The following is a 19,147-nucleotide window of genomic DNA, read 5'->3' on the forward strand; positions in this document are numbered from 1 at the left end:
TTCGTCAGGCAATGACATCTTCAACTGTCCGCGTCGACATAATGCGGCGATTGGTCAGGAAGAATTCCAGCTTGTCCATCGCCTGGTTCAGCTCGTCGACGGTAGGCAGGAACACAATCCGGAAATGCGGGTCCAGATGATAGTTGAATCCGGTTCCGGCTACCACCAGTACTTTCTGGTCTGCCAGCAGCTCGTATACAAACTGGTCGTCCGCCTTGAAACCGAATTTTTTCAGGTCGATTTTAGGGAAAACGTACAATGAGCCTTTCGGTTTCACGCAGGTAATGCCGGGAATCGACGTCAGTCTGTCGTAAACAAGGTTCATCTGCTTATACAACCGACCCGTCGGTACCACATGCTCCTTGATACTCTGGTAACCGCCCAATGCGGTCTGGATCGCGTATTGCGTAGGTACGTTCGCGCACAAGCGCATGCTCGCGAGCAGGAGCAGGCCTTCCGCGTAGGATTTGGCTTTCTGTTTCGCGCCGCTGAGGATCATCCATCCACCACGGAAACCGGCCGAGCGATAGTTTTTCGACAACCCGCCGTAAGACACGCAAAGGGTGTCGGTGACAAATGAGCCCATGGGATAATGCGCCGCTCCGTCGTAAAGGATCTTGTCATAAATCTCGTCCGAGAAGATGATCAGTCCATGCTCTTCGGCAATGCGGGCGATGCGTGCCAGTACTTCCTTATCGTAAACCGCGCCGGTCGGGTTGTTGGGATTAATAATTACAATCCCTTTGGTACGTGAAGTGATTTTCTTTTCGAGATCGTCCAGATCGGGGTTCCAATCAGCTTCTTCATCGCACACATAATGTACCGGCGTGCCGCCGCTGAGCGAGATCGCCGCTGTCCAGAGCGGATAGTCGGGAGAGGGTACCAGTACTTCGTCGCCGGGGTTGAGCAATGCCTGCATCGAGAGCAGGATCAGCTCGCTGACGCCATTTCCGATAAAAATATCATTGATTTCAACATCTTGAATACCAATTGTTTGTGTGTAGTGCATGATCGCCTTGCGCGCCGCGAACAAGCCACGAGAATCCGAGTAGCCTTGCGCATTGCGGATGTTCATGATAATGTCGTGGACGATCTCGTCGGGCGAATCGAAACCGAACGGTGCGGGGTTACCGATGTTCAGGTTATGGATTTTGTAGCCCTGACTTTCAAGCTCTAACGCTTTTTGGTAGGTAGCACCGCGGATCTCGTATTTCAGATGATTCAGGCGGTCGCTTTTTAGAAATTCCATTTTTTCAAGAGTTGGATAACCCTCAAAGTTAAAGAAAATCGAATGACGTACGATACAAGGGCATTGTTTTGAATGCTTTGTGTGGATTTTTCACGAAAAAAAAGTTCAGCCACGTGATTCGCGCGGCTGAAAATGTACTATTGGGAAACTTGTAATTTATCTTGAGCGTAAGAATTTCCATTCTTCCTCCCACGTGGTGCGGATGTGCGGAGGAGCGGTAACTACGCTGGGCTGTAACATCCAATAGCTGACTTTAATGGTTTTAGAAGCGGCGTCGTAGGTATTAATTCCTTTCGGATTAAGCTGTGCTGAACGCGTATTGGAGGCAGGTTGACCGTAAAAATTCTTGACGCTTATGATCTTGTTCGTTGCCGGATCGAATTCGACGATGGGCGAAAAACTCCCATAACCGCTGATTCCTGTTCCAGTCCAGAACGGTACATACGCGGCACCACCCCAGTTGATGTGGTCGGTAAGTACGCATTCTGTTGCCGAAATTGTCTCAAGCGTGTATTCTGTTTTCTTGCCTGCGGTGTACAGGCCTGTGAATGCGGCGTTCGTAGCGTCAGACATACTGCCGGTTGCACTGTACACGCCGTCATATTTGTTTTTCGCATTCACGTTCAACAGGATTGTTCCGAAGTTGCCACTGATAATACCCGTCGAAGCAGACTGAATCTGAACCGGAAGCACATATTTTTTACTGAAATCGAATGCATTACTTTTAAATTTCAGCTTGGCGATCGCAGTTCTTTGCCCTCTTGGTATCACAACGGACGGCACCAATGTGTAAAGTTTTGCATCGATAAGGTTGTATGCTTTATGTTGCTCCGCATTGTACTGGTTCAGTGCTGCTGTGTCGATGCCCAAAACCACGGTAATGTCCTCAGGAGCTACTTGCGCGCCGGAATAACTGATTGTAATCGGATACTCATTCTCATCGGCCAGGTCGAAAGCTTTCGTGTATAAGGCATATTTGCTTCCGGATGGCGATACAAAGCTGGACGGGTTCTTGAATTCGATGACGTTGACTGACTTTTCGGGATCGAGTGTCATTTCGTCTTTAAGGCAGGATATATGCGTGCTGAAAAGGAGGATCAGCATGAGCCATTGCATTACTGTTTTCATACGGATGATCAGTTTGGGTCCCAGAAAATAAGGTCGGTGAACTGGTTGACGGTTTTGTAGTTTGCAGCATTGTACGACTGTTCAGACGAGGGATACAGAACCCGGCTAGGAAGCTTATCCGCTCTTGAAGAGTTGGATAGCAATGAGGCAATATTATGGTATGCGTCGCCCTTGGGGTCGGTTGCGGGATAGGTCGTTCTTCTGAATTCGTTCCAGGCCTCGTCGGAATGGATCATGTTTAGTGCGATGTATTTCTGAGTGATAATAGCTTCCAGCTTCTCCGCGGGCGTTTTTGCGAGTTCTATATTTACCAGATAAGTATCGGGATTATCTTTTTTATAGGTTGCTACATCGGCCACAACGTCTTTTGTTGCAGGCAGTGCATTGGTAACATCTTTATATAAATACCTGAATGAAGCGGTAATGCCTTCGTTAAAGCTGTCTTTGAATTCGCCCGTGAGATAGCCCTTCAAACGTGCCTCTGCTTGCAGAAAATGCGATTCAGCGGCAAGTATCAGCGGTTGGCCTTGTGACGGCCCTTTCATAATGCCCAAAGAATTTGCAATACTGGAAGCGCTGCCAAACGTGCCTGTGTACCAGGTGGAGTAATTGGTGACGACTGTGGGCGCGTCCACCTCATTGCCTAGCTGATTGACGGGTGTATTGGTTTCAAAATTCTTATAGATCAAACTTCCACGACCATTGTCTGTCAGCTTTTGCCCTTTGTAAAACCCGAAAGAGAACTTCGTGGCCGTACGGGATGAATTGGAAAGCGTGCCCGTTGTCGAATAAGCCCAGCTGTTCCAAAGCGGATTGGGTTTGTCCTTCGCATATCCGGGATTGACAATGGCATCATCGGCAAGAAACCCAATCATCATATCCATATTTTTAATGCCTTTTTGCGCAAAATCGGAAAGCGAGGCGACACCGGAAACGCGGATCAGCATTCGCAGCTTAAGTGTATTGGCGAATTGTTTCCATTTGTTCATATTACCGCTGAACAGTGGATCGGACGAACTATTCAGGCTTTTGGGTAATTTGGCATTGTTAATGATACCGATTGCTTCATCCAGTTTGGCGATCAGGTCCTGGTAAATGATAGCAGCATTGTCATATTTTGGCGTGAGATTCACATTGCTTTTCAATGCTTCGGAATAGGGAACGTCATTGAAAGCGTCTACAAGCTTCTGGTAGTTAAGAGCAGTCATGATCTTGGCTGCTGCATTTGCATAAGCTAGCTCGTCGTTTCCGTTGGTTTGCTCGATGACATATTGGTAATCTTGTAAATTATCGTAAGTGTTGATCCATAGCGTATTATGGTCTCCCGGGACGAGTTGGTAGTTAAAGAGGTTTCCAAATCCGGAGAAGCCACCCGCATTGGCGATAAATCCGCCGAAATGTGCCCCATATGAATTGTAGGCATTTGATACTGCGGCAGATCCTGTGATGGCTTGCGGCAGGACTAATAATGCAGAAGCGCTCGTGGCCGCATTCGGGTTCTCATTAATGTCGAGGTAACTATCGCAGGAAGTACAAGCCGGGAGTAAAGCGCCCAATATCCAGTATTTGAGTTTGAATTTCATGTGTGCTGAATTAGAAGGTGAATGACAATGTCGCTCCGTAGTATCTGGCGGGCGGCGTTTGTGCTAAATTCGTGAAACCGACGGCGTTACTTTCAACCCCGTTCTGGCTGTATTCGGGGTCGGTGTAGAGGTTTGATTTAGGAACCCATATAAACAGATTTCTACCCTGAACACTCAGCGTCATTCCGTGAATAAAATTGGATTTCGATAAGATCGAGGCCGGAAGGTCATATCGAAGCGATACTTCCCGCAGTTTCCAGAACCCGGCCGAGTTGGCATAATTTTCGCCAATTCCCCGGTTTCTTGTGGCGTCGGTCCAGAAATCGGCGCCACCGCTGCGAACGGTAATATTTGTGTTGGCGACGTATTCGCCTTCTGCATTTTTGTACGAGGAGTTTGGTATTACGAACCGATCACGATTATACCAGGCGGTTCGTACACCTGCGCCGGAGAAGTCGTATCCGGTGGAAATCGAGTTGTAGATGTAATGCCCGTTCCGGTATTCGAACAATGCGTATAAACGAAGTTTCTTGAACTTGATCGTTCCATTTACTCCCAAAATATGGGGCGGATTGGTGATGCCCACGTTGTGAAAGGTGCCGTCGGTGGCCGGGTATCCCGTGATCGGATTGACAATGATCCGTCCCTGCGGATCACGGTTATATTGGGTAACTTGTAGCATTGGAAATGGCGATCCCACCTTCGCAAGGATGCGTGCGGTGCTACCCTCGCTCGCGAGCGTGAGTTGATCCGCCTGTTCGGAGAGTGACAGAACCTTGTTGCTATTGAATGTATAATTCGCGGAAAGTGAAACTTCCAGGCCGTTTGGCAGTTTCAGGGGGGTGATATGCAGGTAACTTTCAATTCCTTTGTTTTCAACCTCGCCCACATTGGTTGTAAGACTTTGGAAACCTGTCGCGGTCGACACCATGACGGAAATCGTTTGATTCATCGTATTGGTTTTGTAGAAAGTCACGCCGCCGGATACGGAAAGTGGGCCGAGTTCAAAATCGAGACCGGCTTCTGAGCCTAACGTCATTTCGGGCTTGATATCGGCGGCAACCATTTTGTCATTGAGCGTAAAACCAGCTCCGCTGGAATAGGGATAGCCAAATGCCTGGGAGAATGTGCTGTTCAGTGCGTAAGCGCCAAGGTTGAACATATTTCCGAGATTGACCTGACCTACTTTCGAGTAACCCCCTCTTAGTTTGAGTGTTTGCAGGAATCCGGATTGCGAGAGCGCAGGAATCGCGTCTGTTACGATAAATGAAATGTCCGCTGACGGGTAAAAGAAAGACCTGTTGGTTTTCGACAGGATGGAACGCCAATCGTTCCGGCCGGTAACATGCAGGTAAAGAAAATCCTTGAAACCTAACCTAGCCTCTCCATACGCGCCCGCCTGGCGCGCTTTAAAATTTTCTTCTCCCGCTATCGGGTTCGAGAGACTGTTGCCGATGTTGTAAAGGTCGCCGAGAACAAGTCCGTTAGCCTGAGCAAACAGGGTTTTGCTGCTGTTTTCCCTGAATGTGACTCCGAGTGCCGAACTGAAATTAACATTTCGTGTCAGTTGTGTTTTGAATTCGCTGATCAGATCGTTGACAAATTGCATGGTGAACCCGCTGAAATCCCCCACATTGCCAGGTAAATCGGTTTTAGAACTACCTGAAATGCTTTTGGTGTAATCGGAGTATGTAAACTTTCCGCTGCGGCTTTTACTGGTAAAATTCCTGGTGGTGATCCCTGACCTGTATGTAATCGTTAAGGGTTTCAGGATTTTCCATTTTAATTCCAGATTGCCCTGAAAATAGTCTTGTCGGGAAACGTTCCGGTTGTTCGCCAATGCAAAGTAGGGGTTTGGCGCATATTCATTAAAATAACCGTTAGGGTTCGCAAAAGGATTGGTCTCCCAATCTTTGTATTTAGTTACATCTACTTGTGAAGGGGACATCAACAAGTTTTGATATGCCGATGCGGCCGCGCTGCTGACATCGCTTCGGGTAGCTACAAAGTTGGTGTTGAATGAGGCGGTAAGATTTTTATAGACATGCCTTGTACTATTCGCACGTACGCTGTAACGCTTGAACCCCTCATAAGGTACAGTCGAATGCTGATTGGTATATTGGGCGGAAAGGTAATAAGTGCCTTTTTCGTCGCCGGACGAAACACTCAAATCTGTTTGATTCGTCAGTCCCGTTTCCCAGAAATCTTTCCGCGAATTCCGGGCCGAATAGGGAATGGTCTGAATAGATCCGTCTTGAAGCGGTTTGCCGATTTTCACCATTGAGCCGTCGAATGCTGGCCCGAATTGCTGGTTTTCATAGGGAGTATAGGTAGGAACGTCATCGGGCGTGGTACCCGAGCCAAAGCCGGATTGCAGCTGGGGAAGAAAGCTCACGCTTTCGAGTGTGGCCGTGTGTGCGAGTCGCACTTCGGTTTTCCCGGATTTGCCTTTTTTCGTAGTAACTATTAATGCCCCGTTGGAAGCATCAGACCCGTACAATGCGGCCGCTCCCGCTCCGTTGAGCACCTGGATGTCGTCGATGTCCTCGGGGTTCATATTCGCCAGAATATCGCTGGTAGAGATCATGTTGTCGATGATCACCAGCGCCTGATTATTGCCTGTCAAAGAACGGTTTCCACGAAGTACAAACCGAAATGCGGGATTAACACCGCTACTTACACCCATAACGAGGAGCCCGGGCACCTTGCCTGCCAGGCTGGCTGCGACGCTTGTCGGTTTTCCCTGTGTGAGCTCCTGGGATTTCAGTGTGGTGGCCTGGCTTCCAAGCTCGCGACGCTGGGCGGTAAGTCCGCCCGCAGTAATAACCACTTCATTCAACGATAGCTCGTCCAGTTCCATATCCACACGGATGGTGCTGGAAGACGTGACTTTTACGCTCTGGTTAAGGAACCCGACAAATGAGAAGAGCAATGTCTGACCTTGCCGCGCATTAATTTTGAAAGCCCCGTTTTCGTCTGTCAGCGTGCCGGATTGGCTTCCGGCAATTCTGACTGTTACACCCGGAAGCCACGAGCTGTCGGCGGCAGACTTGACTTTTCCGGTGACTTCGTGACTCTGCGCCTGGGCATAAAAGGGGCATAGCAGCAATGTAGCTGCAATTGAAAGTACAATTGATTTCATTCAAAAGTCAGGTTTGTAGGTGGAAGGGCTTTCGAAAACCTTATGACTCTGAATTTACGATGATCAAAACCGTATATCGGGTATGTAACCAGTGTCCGGCAGGGTTGGGTTTTTAATCGGCATACTAGGAGAAAGTTTATTGTGATTACTACAAAAAAAGAGAGGCGGACCGAAGCCCGCCTCTCTGATTGTTGCTGATTCGAATATCAGAATTTATCCCACCACAATTTGGTCGTGGCGAGGTCGCCGCCGATGGCTTCTGCCGCTGCACTGCGGTTGGCACCATTGAGGGTTTGCTCGATGATTGGGTAGATCATACGTACCGGGATCGCCAGACCTGCCGGAACGTTTCCGCCTGATGGGGGAGACAGTTTAGGCGCATCGAGTCTTCTCCATTCAACCCATGACTCCCAGCCTCTGTTGTAAAGCGCGAGCCATTTCTGGAAACCGATTTTTTCTTTCCAGGTCGCACCGGCGGTAGCGTAAGCTACTTTGGGTTGTGCCAGGTAAGCCGCAGCTTGTTCGGCAGTTCCGCCCCAATAGGTGATCGAGGCCGTTACGCCCTTGTTGTAATGCTCAGCAGCCGAACCCGTGATGAATTGTCTTTCCACAGCTTCTGCGAGCAGGAATTCAACTTCCGAGTAATCGAGAAACAGTGCTTCGAATGCCGGGTCGATGATTTTCTCGCTTACGTGCGAGAAGTTGGAAAACGTATTCAGGAAGCCGTACTGACCACCTACATATTTGCCGTCGAGCTTCGTAAAGAAAAATTCTCTTCTCGGGTCGTTCAGCTCGTTCATCGGGTTCACAATCGTTGCTGCCGGGATGAAATCCTGACGGCTCGTGAAAAGCTCATTCAGGTTCTGCGAGATCTGGTTGTTGTTAGGCGGGCTCGCGACATATGGGAATGCCGCTTTGTCCGAATTGCTGGTGAATACCTTCGGGGCCGCTTCCGCCACCATTTTCTTCGCTTTCGCAGGGTCGCTGTCGGCGATGATCATTGCCAGTTTCAGTTTGACCGAGTTACCGAATTTAACCCACTGCGGGATGTTGCCCTTGTAGAGCAGGTCGCCGCCACCGAATGGTGTACCGCCTGATTCCAGCTTTGGAAGCGCGGCGTCCAGACGGGCGAGGATCGCGTCGTATATCGTTTTGGCATCATCGTATTTTGGAAGCGGGTTTTCGGGGTTCATCGATTCCGAATACGGGATATCACCGAAAGTATTGACCAATGCAGCCCAGGTCAGCACTTCCACCACTTCGATCTGTGCAAGCTGTACATCTTTGGTTTGCTGAGACAGGAATTGGTCCTCATTGATAATTCTTCTCGATTCATTCAAATCCGAGATGACACCTTTGTAAAGTCCGCGCCAGAATGACTCCGGAATGATACGCGCAGTAACGTTGTAGCGGGGCTCGTCCAGGTAAGTGGTTGTAGTCCATTGCTGAACGTACAAACGGTAGTTGTTCACATTCACGTTCGGGCTGGTGAGCGTATCGGCCAGGCCTTTCAATGCATTGGAAAACAGGGTAACAGGCGGTGCCGTCGAAGGACGCTTGGTATCCACATTATAGTCGTCCAGGCTATCGACGCAGGCTGTCAGCAGCAGGAACGGGAGGAAAAGAATAATTAGTTTTTTCATATCGCTTAGAAACGGAATTTAACATTGAAACCATAGTTTCTTACAGCCGGGTAAGCACCGCTTTGGTAACCACCCGCACCATTCAGCAAACCTGAACCCAGACCTTCTTCCGGATCCTGGAATTCCATGTTTTTGTGAATGATCCAAAGGTTACGTCCGATTACCGAGATATCAATCTCCTTGAACGCGCGCAGTTTGCTCACGATCGCTTGTGGAAGCGCGTACGTGAGGGCTACTTCTCTCAGTTTGATGTAGCTAGCGTCGTAGATGTACATCGCACGTGGCGGATTGCCTGGGTAACCGTATGCGGTAGCACCATTACCATCTACGTTTTCCGCACGGATCGTGTTAGGCGTTCCGTCTGCTTGCACACCAGGGAACAAGACGCCACCCTGGTTAGGAGCATCGCCTGTTTTCTTGCCATCCTTATCATACAGATAGGCAGGGTTTCTTTTCGGGTTACCCAGCTCGTTCAGGCCGGCGGTTATCGGATAAAGACCGGTTCCTTCACCATACCATTGATCCAGAGACCATACGTCGCCGCCGTGACGGATATCCAACAAGAAGCTGAGTGACAATGTTTTGTACTTCAGTGTGTTACTCACACCCGCGATCCAATCCGGGTTGGGGTTACCGATAATTTCAGCAGAGCTGGGAGTTGCGGCATACAAACCGTTGGTTCTGACCACTTTCTGGCCGGTTCCTTCATGATACACAAAATTGGTCCCGCGGATGATACCGAATGGCTCTCCTTTTGCCGCATTGATGGAAACGCTGCCCTGAAGACTGGCGATTGTAACGTTGGTTACTTCCTGAGCACCTTCTCCGTAGAGGCTGATCACCTTGTTACGGTTTCTCGAGAAGTTCATATTCAAGGTCCAGGAGAAATCCTGCACTTTGATAGGCGTTACATAAGCGGAGATCTCGATACCCTTGTTTTGTACTTCACCCGAGTTTACATAACGGAATGCATATCCGGTAGCAGCGGTGATCGATACCGGCAGGATCTGATCGAGGGTAGACGAGCGGTAGTACGTGAAGTTGAAACCCACGCGGTCGTTCAGGAATGCACTTTCAAGACCGAATTCGTAGTTTTTCGTTCTTTCCGGTTTCAGGTCACGGTTGTTTTTTGTGTTTCTCAACGTGAAATAAGGAATGCTACCAAGGCCGGTCGGTTTGTCATACACGTCGATCGTGCTTCCCCATGGCGCATCGTTACCTACTTCTGCATAGTTGGCGCTCAGTTTCGCCATGGTCAGCCAGCCAAGTCTTTTCATCCCTTCCAGATTGGAAAGGTTGAAGTTGGCACCGATCGCGGGGTAGAAATAGGTGTTCTCACCTTTCACCAAAGTGGTCGATTTGTCCTGTCTTGCGGTGAGGTCAAGGTTCACAAGGTCTTTGTAACCAAATGATGCTTGTGCGTAAAGACCATCGACACCGATTCTTCTGTAAGTTTCGGTGGGTGGTTCGATGGGGCTGGCCGAGTTCGAAAGCGCGTAAATGCCGGGAACGGTCATACCGCCATTGGTTTGTGCGCGGATCGCACTTTCCGTCGAGCGACGCATGCTTCCACCTGCCAAACCGGAGAAGTTAATATCCTTCGTAATGGCTTTGCGGAAGTTGAAGATCACATCGAGGTTGGTTTCGTTGAAGCTTCTGTTGTAGCGTTTGTATTGCGCGGGGTCTGCGCTGCCGAATGCAATGCGCTCTTCCTGCATATCCTGGGTACCGTTGTAAGCGAAACGGGTAGTGAAGTCAACCCACGGTGCGATTTTGTAAACCGCCGCCGCATAACCGAAGATATTGTCCCGGGAGTCGTTCGAGAAGTTTTCGTAGCGTGAGAAATACGGGTTTTCCGAGTAAATCGGGCCGTTTTGATCGAATGGCGCTTTGGGGTCGCCCCAGTTCCAGGTCACATCCTGTTTGTTTCTGAAATAGGCAGCTTTCTGATCGAGCAGGTCGACGTTGGTCTGGAACCACTGTCTGAACTGCTGGTTAGGGTTTTTACCATCGTACCCGGTTCCGTAGCGGCCTACACCTTTTACCTGCGAGTAGTTTGCGTTGGCGGAGATCGTCAGCTTCTTGGTCAGGTCAAATGAAGACGAGAAGTTGAAGAGGTTTTTGCCCAGCTTGCTGTTGGGAAGAACGCCTTTTTCGTCGCTGCGGGTGTAACCTACTTTAAATGTGGTGTTTTCACCGCCGCCGAGAATGCTCACGCTCTGGTTGGAGGTCACAGCTGTTTCGAAGAATGCAGCCGGGCCGTTTTTAGCGGCAACCCATGGGGTCATTTTCCCGAAAGTCGGTGAAGACGGGTCGAATGCATCCCATTGGTAAACCATTCTGTTGGGGTCGAATTTGGCACCGAAAGAGGCATCCGCATCAAATACTGCGATGTCGCCTTCGCCTGAGCCCAGGTTTCCGCGGTAGAACTGGTCTTTCGCTCCGTCGCCGCCGTAACCTGCGCCGTATTCATTCTGGTATTTCACATAAGTGCTCTTGTCGATCTTGCCCCAGGTAACACCGCTGTTCACGGTTACATCGAAGCTGTTTTTACGGCCTTGCTTGGTCGTCACGAGGATTACCCCGTTGGAAGCACGCGAACCGTAAAGTGCGGTTGCCGCAGCACCTTTCAAAACGTTGATGGACGCGATGTTGTCCGGGTTGATATCGGAGGCAGCGTTACCGTAGTCGGTCCCTGCGCGACCTGTCTGCTGGTCGGAAGAGTTGGTGTTGGCATTGGACACGGGCACACCGTCGATTACCCACAATGCCTGGTTGTTACCGGTAATGGATTTGTAACCGCGGATGATCGCGCTGGTCGATCCACCCATGTTATTGTTCGTTTTGATATCGAGACCGGCGATTTTACCCGCAAGCGCATTCATTACGTTCGGGTTACGTGCCTGTACGATCTGCTCGTTGTTGATCTGCTGGGCCGCGTAAACCAGCTCATTTCTTTTGCGCTCTTGTCCAAGGGCGGTTACGACCACCTCTTGAAGCTGGCTGACATCATTTTTTAGCGTTACGTTGATGACGGACTGGTTTCCAACGATCACTTCCTGTGTTTGAAAACCGATAAAACTGAAAACAAGCGTAGCCCCGGAAGTAGTGGAAATTGTGTACTGGCCCTGGGTGTCTGTGGTGGTACCGCGAGTAGTACCTTTCAAAGAAATGTTGACGCCCGGAAGTATCGAGCCGTCGTCCGCGGTGACCTTACCGGTCACGGCCAGATCCTGGGCGTGCAGCTGCGTTGAAAATAGCAGCAGACACCCCATTAAGAAGCATAAAGTCTCCCTCATAAATTAAGCTTAAAGTTAGGTTTGTTATGTAAACATACTGTTGCAAAAATAACTATTAGTTTAACCAGTACAACCTTTTGTTTGCGAATTTTCAAAATTTACTTTGGTTGCATGGTATGAAAGGGAGAATTTTATATGCAATTCGGGCTGTTTTTTGCAATTTTTTCAAATATGTGAAATTTTCGAAAACGCGTCTGATTTTAACCGAATGTTAATAACAGACGCCTTTTTTTGAGGATTTTACATTGATTGGCGTAAAACCTACCGGAAGGTGCAAATTGAGACTTGCGATATACGGTGCCTGTATACGCGGGATTTTAGAAGAATGAATCTAAATAATGAGCGGATGAAAAAATGTGTGGATTAAGAATGCCGGACTATCGAGTAATTTTTGATAAATAGTTGCATTTTTCTAATATTGTTTGTAGCTTAACATAAATTTTTCAGCTCCCGAAACGGGTCATTTGGAACCCGAAATCTACACCTCCCACAGTAAGCTGCTTTTAGTAAATATTTGAATTGTTTGAAAATCATCTAAGGAAAGGAGGCAGGCGTTGCAATTTTCATTGCGAATACGCAGAAAGTATGAAGTTCTAACAAATACGTTTATTGAAGCGATTTTGTAGTTTGCGCTAACAAACTGACAATGAAACCCTGTTTACGCCAAATTATATTCTGGGCATTGATTTGTACGGCATTGTAATTGATTGAAACAACGATTAGTTTTGTAACCCTGACGCAATTAATATCCTATTTAAACAAACTTTAAATCCTTTGTATGAGAAAGACTCTACTGTTTCTATTCTTAGGGTGCTTATTGATTCCTGGCTGGCAGGCTTTTGCCCAGGATAAACAAGTATCGGGAGTTGTAACCGCCGACGACGGAAGCGTGCTCCCCGGTGTAAACATCACCCTGAAAGGTACAACCAGAGGTATCACCACCGATATCGACGGGAAGTACAGCATTTCAGCCCCCTCTTCAGGAACGCTTGTGTATTCATTTGTGGGTTACCTGAGCCAAAGCATCGTGGTCGGTTCGAAATCGACGATCAACGTAACGCTCGCGGCCGACGCCCAGCAACTCGGTGAGGTGGTTGTAACGGCGCTCGGTATTTCGCGCGAACGCAAATCGCTCGGTTACAGTACCGCCACCATCTCCAATACATCTATTACAGAAGCCCGTAACACCAGTCCGCTCGATGCGCTTAACGCACGCGTGCCAGGTCTTTCTGTTAATACCGCATCGGGAGCACCGGGAGCGTCGACCGTCCTGAACATCCGCGGCTTTAACTCGGTTACCGGTAACAACCAGCCGCTGTTTGTAATCGACGGTGTGCCGATGAACAACCGTGGTAACACTTCATCTTCCAACGCTCAAAACACCAACGATGACTTCAACCGTTCGATGGACTTCGGTAACCAGATGAACGACATCAACCCTAACGAGATCGAAAGCATTACCGTACTGAAAGGTATCTCGGCATCCGCATTGTACGGTAGCCGTGCAGCGAACGGTGCGATCCTGATCACGACCAAAAGAGGTAAGTCCGGCAAGACCCAGGTTGACATTTCGTCGTCGTTTGCAAGATCACAAGTGCTTCGCGTTCCGCACCTGCAAAATAACTACGGTCAGGGATGGAGCGGCTTGTTCGACCGCATCGAGAACGGTTCATGGGGGCCGAGGCTCGACGGCAAGAACCGTCTTTGGGGTAATGTGGTGGACAACTCGCAAATGCTGAAACCTTTCTCGGCACAGGAAGACAACCTGAAAGATTTCTTCGATAAAGGGTATGAATGGAACAACAGTATTGCCGTATCCGGTGGTACAGAAACTGCCAACTACCGTGTAGCGTATTCCAATGCAACAGCCGACGGCGTAGTTCCTACCAATGCCGATTCGTACAAACGTAACACATTAAGCCTGAACGGTGGTTTGAAACTGGATAAGTTCTCGGTGAACTCGAACATCAACTACGTTCACAAAAACCAGAAAGCGGTTGCGACCGGCCAGGGCGACGATGCCGGCGGTGGTAAGGTATTGTGGCAGGAAATGATCCAGATCCCGCGCGACCACTCGATCGTCGATTCCAAAGCATTGCTCGATCCTAACAGCCCGTACTATAAGTTCATGACGTTGGATAACTATTTTACGCCATACGCTCAGAACCCTTACTGGACATTATACAACCAGGGTAACAACTACTCCGAAGACCGTATTTTCGGTAACATCGAGTTCGGTTACCAGATATTGAAAAATCTGGATATCAAGTACCGCGTCGGTGGTGACTATTCCGATGCATTCCAGAAAGACTGGGGTAATGTCGGAAAAATCACTGACGGCACTCCCAACAGTACTGCGAATGACGTTTTCGGTAGCGTATCGGAGCTGGCAAAACAGAACCGTCAGTTCAACAGCGATCTCCTCCTGAACTTCAAGCACAATTTCGGATCGCGTTTTGATGTGCAGGCTTTCTTTGGGCACAACCTCAACGAAAGAACCGGACAGACCAACTTCGCAAAAGTTACCAATCTCGACCTTCCAGGGTTTTACAACCTTTCCAACAGTTCGGTAACACCTGCCACATTCACGACGACCACGAAGCGCCGCCTTGTGGGTATCTACGGTCAGGCTACATTCGGTTTCGACAACTGGTTGTACCTCACAGTGGGTGCGCGTAACGACTGGACCAGTACGCTGCCAAAAGGCAAAAACTCCTACTTCTATCCAAGTGCGAGCATCAGTGCCGTGTTGTCCGACATATTCAAATTGCCGGCGGAAATTCCTTTCGTGAAAGTGCGTTTCGCGGCTGCATCGGCGGGTAACGACGCCGATCCATATCAGGTATATTCAGTGTACGTGCCGGGTTCTGTTCGCGCGGGTGGTTTTGGTAACATCAATTTCCCATTCGGCGGCCTGAACGCATATGAGGTTTCAAACAACCTTGGAAACCAGAATCTGAAACCTGAGATCTCGACCGAATATGAAGGAGGTCTCGAATTGGGCTTCTTCGGAAGACGCATTGGTCTTGACCTTAGCTACTACAACAAGCTGACCAAAAACCAGATCATCAGCCTCGCCCTCGAACCCGCAACAGGTGCTACCACTCAGACGGTCAACCTGGGTAGCGTGAGAAATAAAGGGGTTGAATTGGCATTGAACCTGATCCCTGTACGCACCGAGAAATTCGAATGGGGCGTGACGGTGAACTACAACAAGATCTGGAACGAAGTGGAATCGCTGGGCCTCGAAGGCGGATCAGGAAACATCCTCCTGAATGACAGCTATAACGTGAAACTCCGTGCAGTAGTAGGCAAGCCACTCGGTGCGATCTACTCGCCCGATGCACAGCGTGACCCGAACGGAAACATTATCGTAAACGAAACAACCGGTCTCCCGCTGGTTAGCTCCGAGGAAACATACAGAGGCTCAATCAACCCGAACTATACTTTGGGTCTTTCGACCTACCTGGATTACAAAGGCTTCAAATTCAGCGCGAATGGCGACTACCGTAACGGCGGCGTGTTCTATTCGTACACCGCTCGTTTGAATTACTTCAACGGAAACGCTTACATGTCGCAATACAATGATCGCGAGCCGTTTGTGGTGCCGGGTTCGGTTATCAAAACCGGGGATAACACTTATGTGACCAACACTGTTCCGGTATCCCGTGCGGATGTATTCACTTACTACGGTGGCGCTACATCAGCCAACGAATACAACCACGTGTTGCCTAAGACATTCTTCAAACTGAGAAACGTGTCGCTGACATACGCCGTGCCTAAGAAAGCATTGGAAAAACTGCCGGTAAGAGGTGCATCCGTGGGTGTTTTTGGCCGTAACCTCGTATTGTGGACACCTAAGGGCAACCACGTAGTAGACCCCGAAGCCAACACGTTTGGAACCAGCCTGAAAAACCTCTACGGTGAGTTCGCTGCCGGTCCATCTACCGCAACGTACGGCGTTCAGTTAAATCTATCATTCTAATCAGGATTCAAATGAAAGGTATTATAAAAAATAGTTTCCTGCTGCTTGCCGCGCTTTCACTGGGCTCCTGCAACGATTGGCTGGATGTAAATGATGATCCGAACAACCCGACGAACGTAGCACCCGAATTTGTACTGCCCGCAGCGCAGGCATCCGTGGCCGCTATTGTAGGAGGTGATTTTGCGATCATCGGCGGTTTATGGTCGCAGCATTGGACGCAATCCAATGCGAGTAACCAGTATCGCGGTATCGACTCTTACGACCTCCAACCAGCCGACTACGATGTTGCGTGGACGGAACTGTATGCAGGCGGTCTGAACGACTTCGAAGATGTGAAAGCGAAGGCGACTGAAAGCGGCAACAATAATATGTTGCTGCAAGCGGTAGCCGTGCAAACTTATGGTTTTCAAATGCTGGCCGACTGGTTCGACAAGATTCCGTTGAGCGAGGCATTGCAGGTTCAAACTATCAAGGCGCCGAAATACGACGATGGTCAGGCTGTTTACGCGGAATTGCTGAAAAGACTCGACGCCGCCCTGGCACTCGATTTTAATAACGGTAAATCGACAGCGGTAGCTTCCGACCTCGTGTACGGAGGAATGACCGCAGCCAACCAGATCGATCAATGGAAACGCTTTGCAAACACATTGAAACTGAAACTGTATCTGCGCCAGACTGCAAGCGCTAACTCTGCGCAGGCTATCGCGGCAATCAAAGCGATGCTCGATGCAAATACGCCATTATTGGAAGACCATGCTGCGATTACCAAGTTCGTAGACGAACCAAACCGCAGTAACCCATTGTATGAGAACAATGTACGTCAGCTGAACACAGGTACCAACCTGCGTTTGAGCCGTACGCTTCAAACGTACTTGCAGGCACATGACGACGCTGCCCGGCTGAATGCTTACTTCACACCAGGCACGGGAGGTCAGGCAGGATTGGAACAAGGCGATTTTCTTAGCGGAGTTGGCGTGAACATCCCCAGCGTAGCGAAAATGACTGCAACCGATCCGTTCTATTTTTTCAGCATCGATGAGGTTTATTTCATGCTCTCGGAAGCTTACCTGCGCACCGGAAACGATGCGAAAGCGAAAGAGTTCTACGACAAAGCCGTAGCTGCTGCCTATGCGAAATTCAATGTCGCGTTCGATGCGAAGAAAATCGCAAAAGGTGGTACCTACGAATATCCGTCAACCGGTAACGCAGAGGCGAAAATCAAAGCGATCATTTATCAGAAATGGGTGGCTATGTTCCGTCAGGGACACGAATCGTTCTGGGATCAGGCGCGCACAGGTTATCCTGAAAAATCGGATGTCGCGACTACCAACGAGAAATACGTTCCCGGACAATGGACCGTTGCCGCAAAATCCGTTCTGGAAAAAGGAGCACTGCCTAAACGTATTCCGTACACTTCCGTTTCGAGAGATGGTAATGTGAATACCCCTGCGTTAGTGCCGCTTACGGCCAAAGTTTGGTGGATGAAATAATTCAAATCAACAGCGACAAATGAAGCGATTTATTCAATATATAGCGATAGCCGTTATCGGAGCGGTAGGGTTATCGTGCGAAGGCGACAAGGTGACGGAAGGTATTTCACAGATTACCTTCTTCCCCGATTTCGATTACAAAGGTGAGGAAACCGTTTTTTCCAAATGCGGCGCGGCATTTACCGATCCGGGTGTGACGGCCACCGAGCAGGGGCAAACTATTCCCGTGACAACGAGCATAAGCGCACTCATCGGCGGCGGATCGCCCACTTCTGTTCCCGGTACAGCCGACCGGTATACGGTAACTTACACGGCGGTCAATAAGGATGGTTATGATGCAACGGCTACCCGGACTGTCTGGCAGGTGTGTACAGGTGATTTGAAGACTTCCATCGAAGGTTTGTATACATCTACCGTAGTGAGAAGCGGGGCAACCGGGCCACAGTATACCAATATGGAATATGTAATGATCCGTAAGAAGCCTGGTACGGAAAACACTTATCAGGTATCCGATGCTATCGGTGGCTGGTATCAGCTGGGACGGGCACTTGGCGACGCTTACCTGGCTCCCGGCCTGGAAATCACTGCGACCAGTATTCCTAAAAACGATTTCAAATTCGGAGGAAATCCCCAGGTGTTGACTTTTGGCGGGCCTATCACGCCAAAGTCGCTGACAGTAAATCCTGAGACCAAAACACTGGTATTAATTACTGACTGGGACGTTTACAATTTTGTTGCCACTCTGAAACAGGTATCATTATAAATTAGCATCAGATGAAGAAATTAGGATATTTAGCAATTTTTATCGCCGGCGTTTTTCTGTCGGGATGCGATCTTGGTACCGAACCAGCCATCGAAGGAACCAAATTGAAGGCGATGTGCGGCGAGTGGTTCGTGAAAGTACTTCAAGACGGCGAGGACATCGGTGGAGGTTACTACCTGATCACAACCTCTAACACGGCAGCGAATAACGAAACGGACCTGATCCTCGATGACCATGAAACGTGGCCGGCGAAAGTGATTACCAAGGTTAATCTTGGAGCAATGACTTTCGATGCTGCACCGAACCTTCCGAATATGTATGATGCGGCTGTTGGGGTATCTGTCCTCGAAGGCAAGATCATCAAAGGAGCCGCGACCACTACCGGTGGAAACAAGACGGATTCGATCTACGTCAAGTTCGAGTTTGTTGACAAAGGAGAAAAGTCGGTGATAGACTACGCAGGCTACCGCCGTACAGGCTTCCTTGAAGACGAGCATTAATTACAAACACTTGCAAATACAAGAGGGTGTCTCAAAAAGGCACCTTCTTTTGTTATATGGGCTTTGCCGATTTTCTGTGATTGATTATCTTTAGGTATTAGCAATCCAGGAAAGATGGCCCGACGACAACCTACCTTCAAGCCTTATAATCAGCAGCAATTAATGCTGCTTCCTCCAAGTTTAGATGAGTTAATCTCCAAAGACCATGCTTGTCGGGTGGTCAACGATGTGATCAATAGCATCAGTTTAGAGCCGCTTCATTCAGCCTATCACACGATCGGGTCTTCGAGTTATCACCCGCAGATGCTTCTTAAAGTGCTCGTTTATGGTTATGTGAGCAACATCTATTCAAGCCGTAAACTGGA

General features: G+C 49.1%; 11 protein-coding genes. 5 read left to right on the forward strand and 6 right to left on the reverse strand.

The window, feature by feature from the left end; genetic code table 11:
• Nucleotides 1-4 precede the first annotated feature (4 nt).
• The 6 genes from BMW93_RS09965 to BMW93_RS09990 form a co-directional block, all read right to left on the reverse strand.
• Complete coding sequence (locus BMW93_RS09965; RefSeq protein WP_090375045.1) at nucleotides 5-1,249, reverse strand: pyridoxal phosphate-dependent aminotransferase; 1,245 nt, start codon at nucleotides 1,247-1,249, stop codon at nucleotides 5-7.
• Between the two features lie 156 nt (nucleotides 1,250-1,405).
• The gene (locus tag BMW93_RS09970; RefSeq protein ID WP_090375046.1) at nucleotides 1,406-2,377 is read right to left on the reverse strand and encodes a DUF1735 domain-containing protein; all 972 of its coding nucleotides are present in this window, start codon (nucleotides 2,375-2,377) and stop codon (nucleotides 1,406-1,408) included.
• Between the two features lie 8 nt (nucleotides 2,378-2,385).
• Nucleotides 2,386-3,960: a SusD/RagB family nutrient-binding outer membrane lipoprotein gene (locus BMW93_RS09975; protein ID WP_090375047.1), complete on the reverse strand. Its 1,575-nt coding sequence runs from the start codon at nucleotides 3,958-3,960 to the stop codon at nucleotides 2,386-2,388.
• A 10-nt stretch (nucleotides 3,961-3,970) separates the two neighbouring features.
• The gene (locus BMW93_RS09980; protein WP_090375048.1) at nucleotides 3,971-7,102 is read right to left on the reverse strand and encodes a SusC/RagA family TonB-linked outer membrane protein; all 3,132 of its coding nucleotides are present in this window, start codon (nucleotides 7,100-7,102) and stop codon (nucleotides 3,971-3,973) included.
• Between the two features lie 206 nt (nucleotides 7,103-7,308).
• Nucleotides 7,309-8,745 carry a SusD/RagB family nutrient-binding outer membrane lipoprotein gene (locus BMW93_RS09985; protein ID WP_090375049.1) on the reverse strand — a complete coding sequence of 479 codons (1,437 nt, stop codon included), beginning with the start codon at nucleotides 8,743-8,745 and terminating at the stop codon, nucleotides 7,309-7,311.
• Between the two features lie 5 nt (nucleotides 8,746-8,750).
• Nucleotides 8,751-12,044, reverse strand: a complete 3,294-nt coding sequence (locus BMW93_RS09990; protein ID WP_229240313.1) for a SusC/RagA family TonB-linked outer membrane protein — start codon at nucleotides 12,042-12,044, stop codon at nucleotides 8,751-8,753.
• A 778-nt stretch (nucleotides 12,045-12,822) separates the two neighbouring features.
• On the opposite strand from BMW93_RS09990, the gene BMW93_RS09995 reads away from it, so the two are divergent.
• The 5 genes from BMW93_RS09995 to BMW93_RS35680 all read left to right on the forward strand — a co-directional run.
• Nucleotides 12,823-16,029, forward strand: a complete 3,207-nt coding sequence (locus BMW93_RS09995) for a SusC/RagA family TonB-linked outer membrane protein (protein WP_090375051.1) — start codon at nucleotides 12,823-12,825, stop codon at nucleotides 16,027-16,029.
• Nucleotides 16,030-16,040: 11 nt separating this feature from the next.
• Nucleotides 16,041-17,519, forward strand: coding sequence for a SusD/RagB family nutrient-binding outer membrane lipoprotein (locus BMW93_RS10000; RefSeq protein WP_090375052.1), 1,479 nt, complete (start codon nucleotides 16,041-16,043; stop codon nucleotides 17,517-17,519).
• Between the two features lie 19 nt (nucleotides 17,520-17,538).
• Nucleotides 17,539-18,282 carry an immunoglobulin-like domain-containing protein gene (locus BMW93_RS10005; RefSeq protein ID WP_090375053.1) on the forward strand — a complete coding sequence of 248 codons (744 nt, stop codon included), beginning with the start codon at nucleotides 17,539-17,541 and terminating at the stop codon, nucleotides 18,280-18,282.
• A gap of 11 nt (nucleotides 18,283-18,293) precedes the next feature.
• Nucleotides 18,294-18,782, forward strand: coding sequence for a lipid-binding protein (locus BMW93_RS10010; RefSeq protein ID WP_090375054.1), 489 nt, complete (start codon nucleotides 18,294-18,296; stop codon nucleotides 18,780-18,782).
• Nucleotides 18,783-18,896: 114 nt separating this feature from the next.
• Nucleotides 18,897-19,147: transposase (locus tag BMW93_RS35680; RefSeq protein WP_143061627.1), on the forward strand; the 251-nt coding region annotated here is incomplete at its 3' end.

The sequence above is a fragment of the Dyadobacter sp. SG02 genome (genome assembly GCF_900109045.1).
In the GTDB taxonomy this organism is placed as follows: domain Bacteria; phylum Bacteroidota; class Bacteroidia; order Cytophagales; family Spirosomataceae; genus Dyadobacter.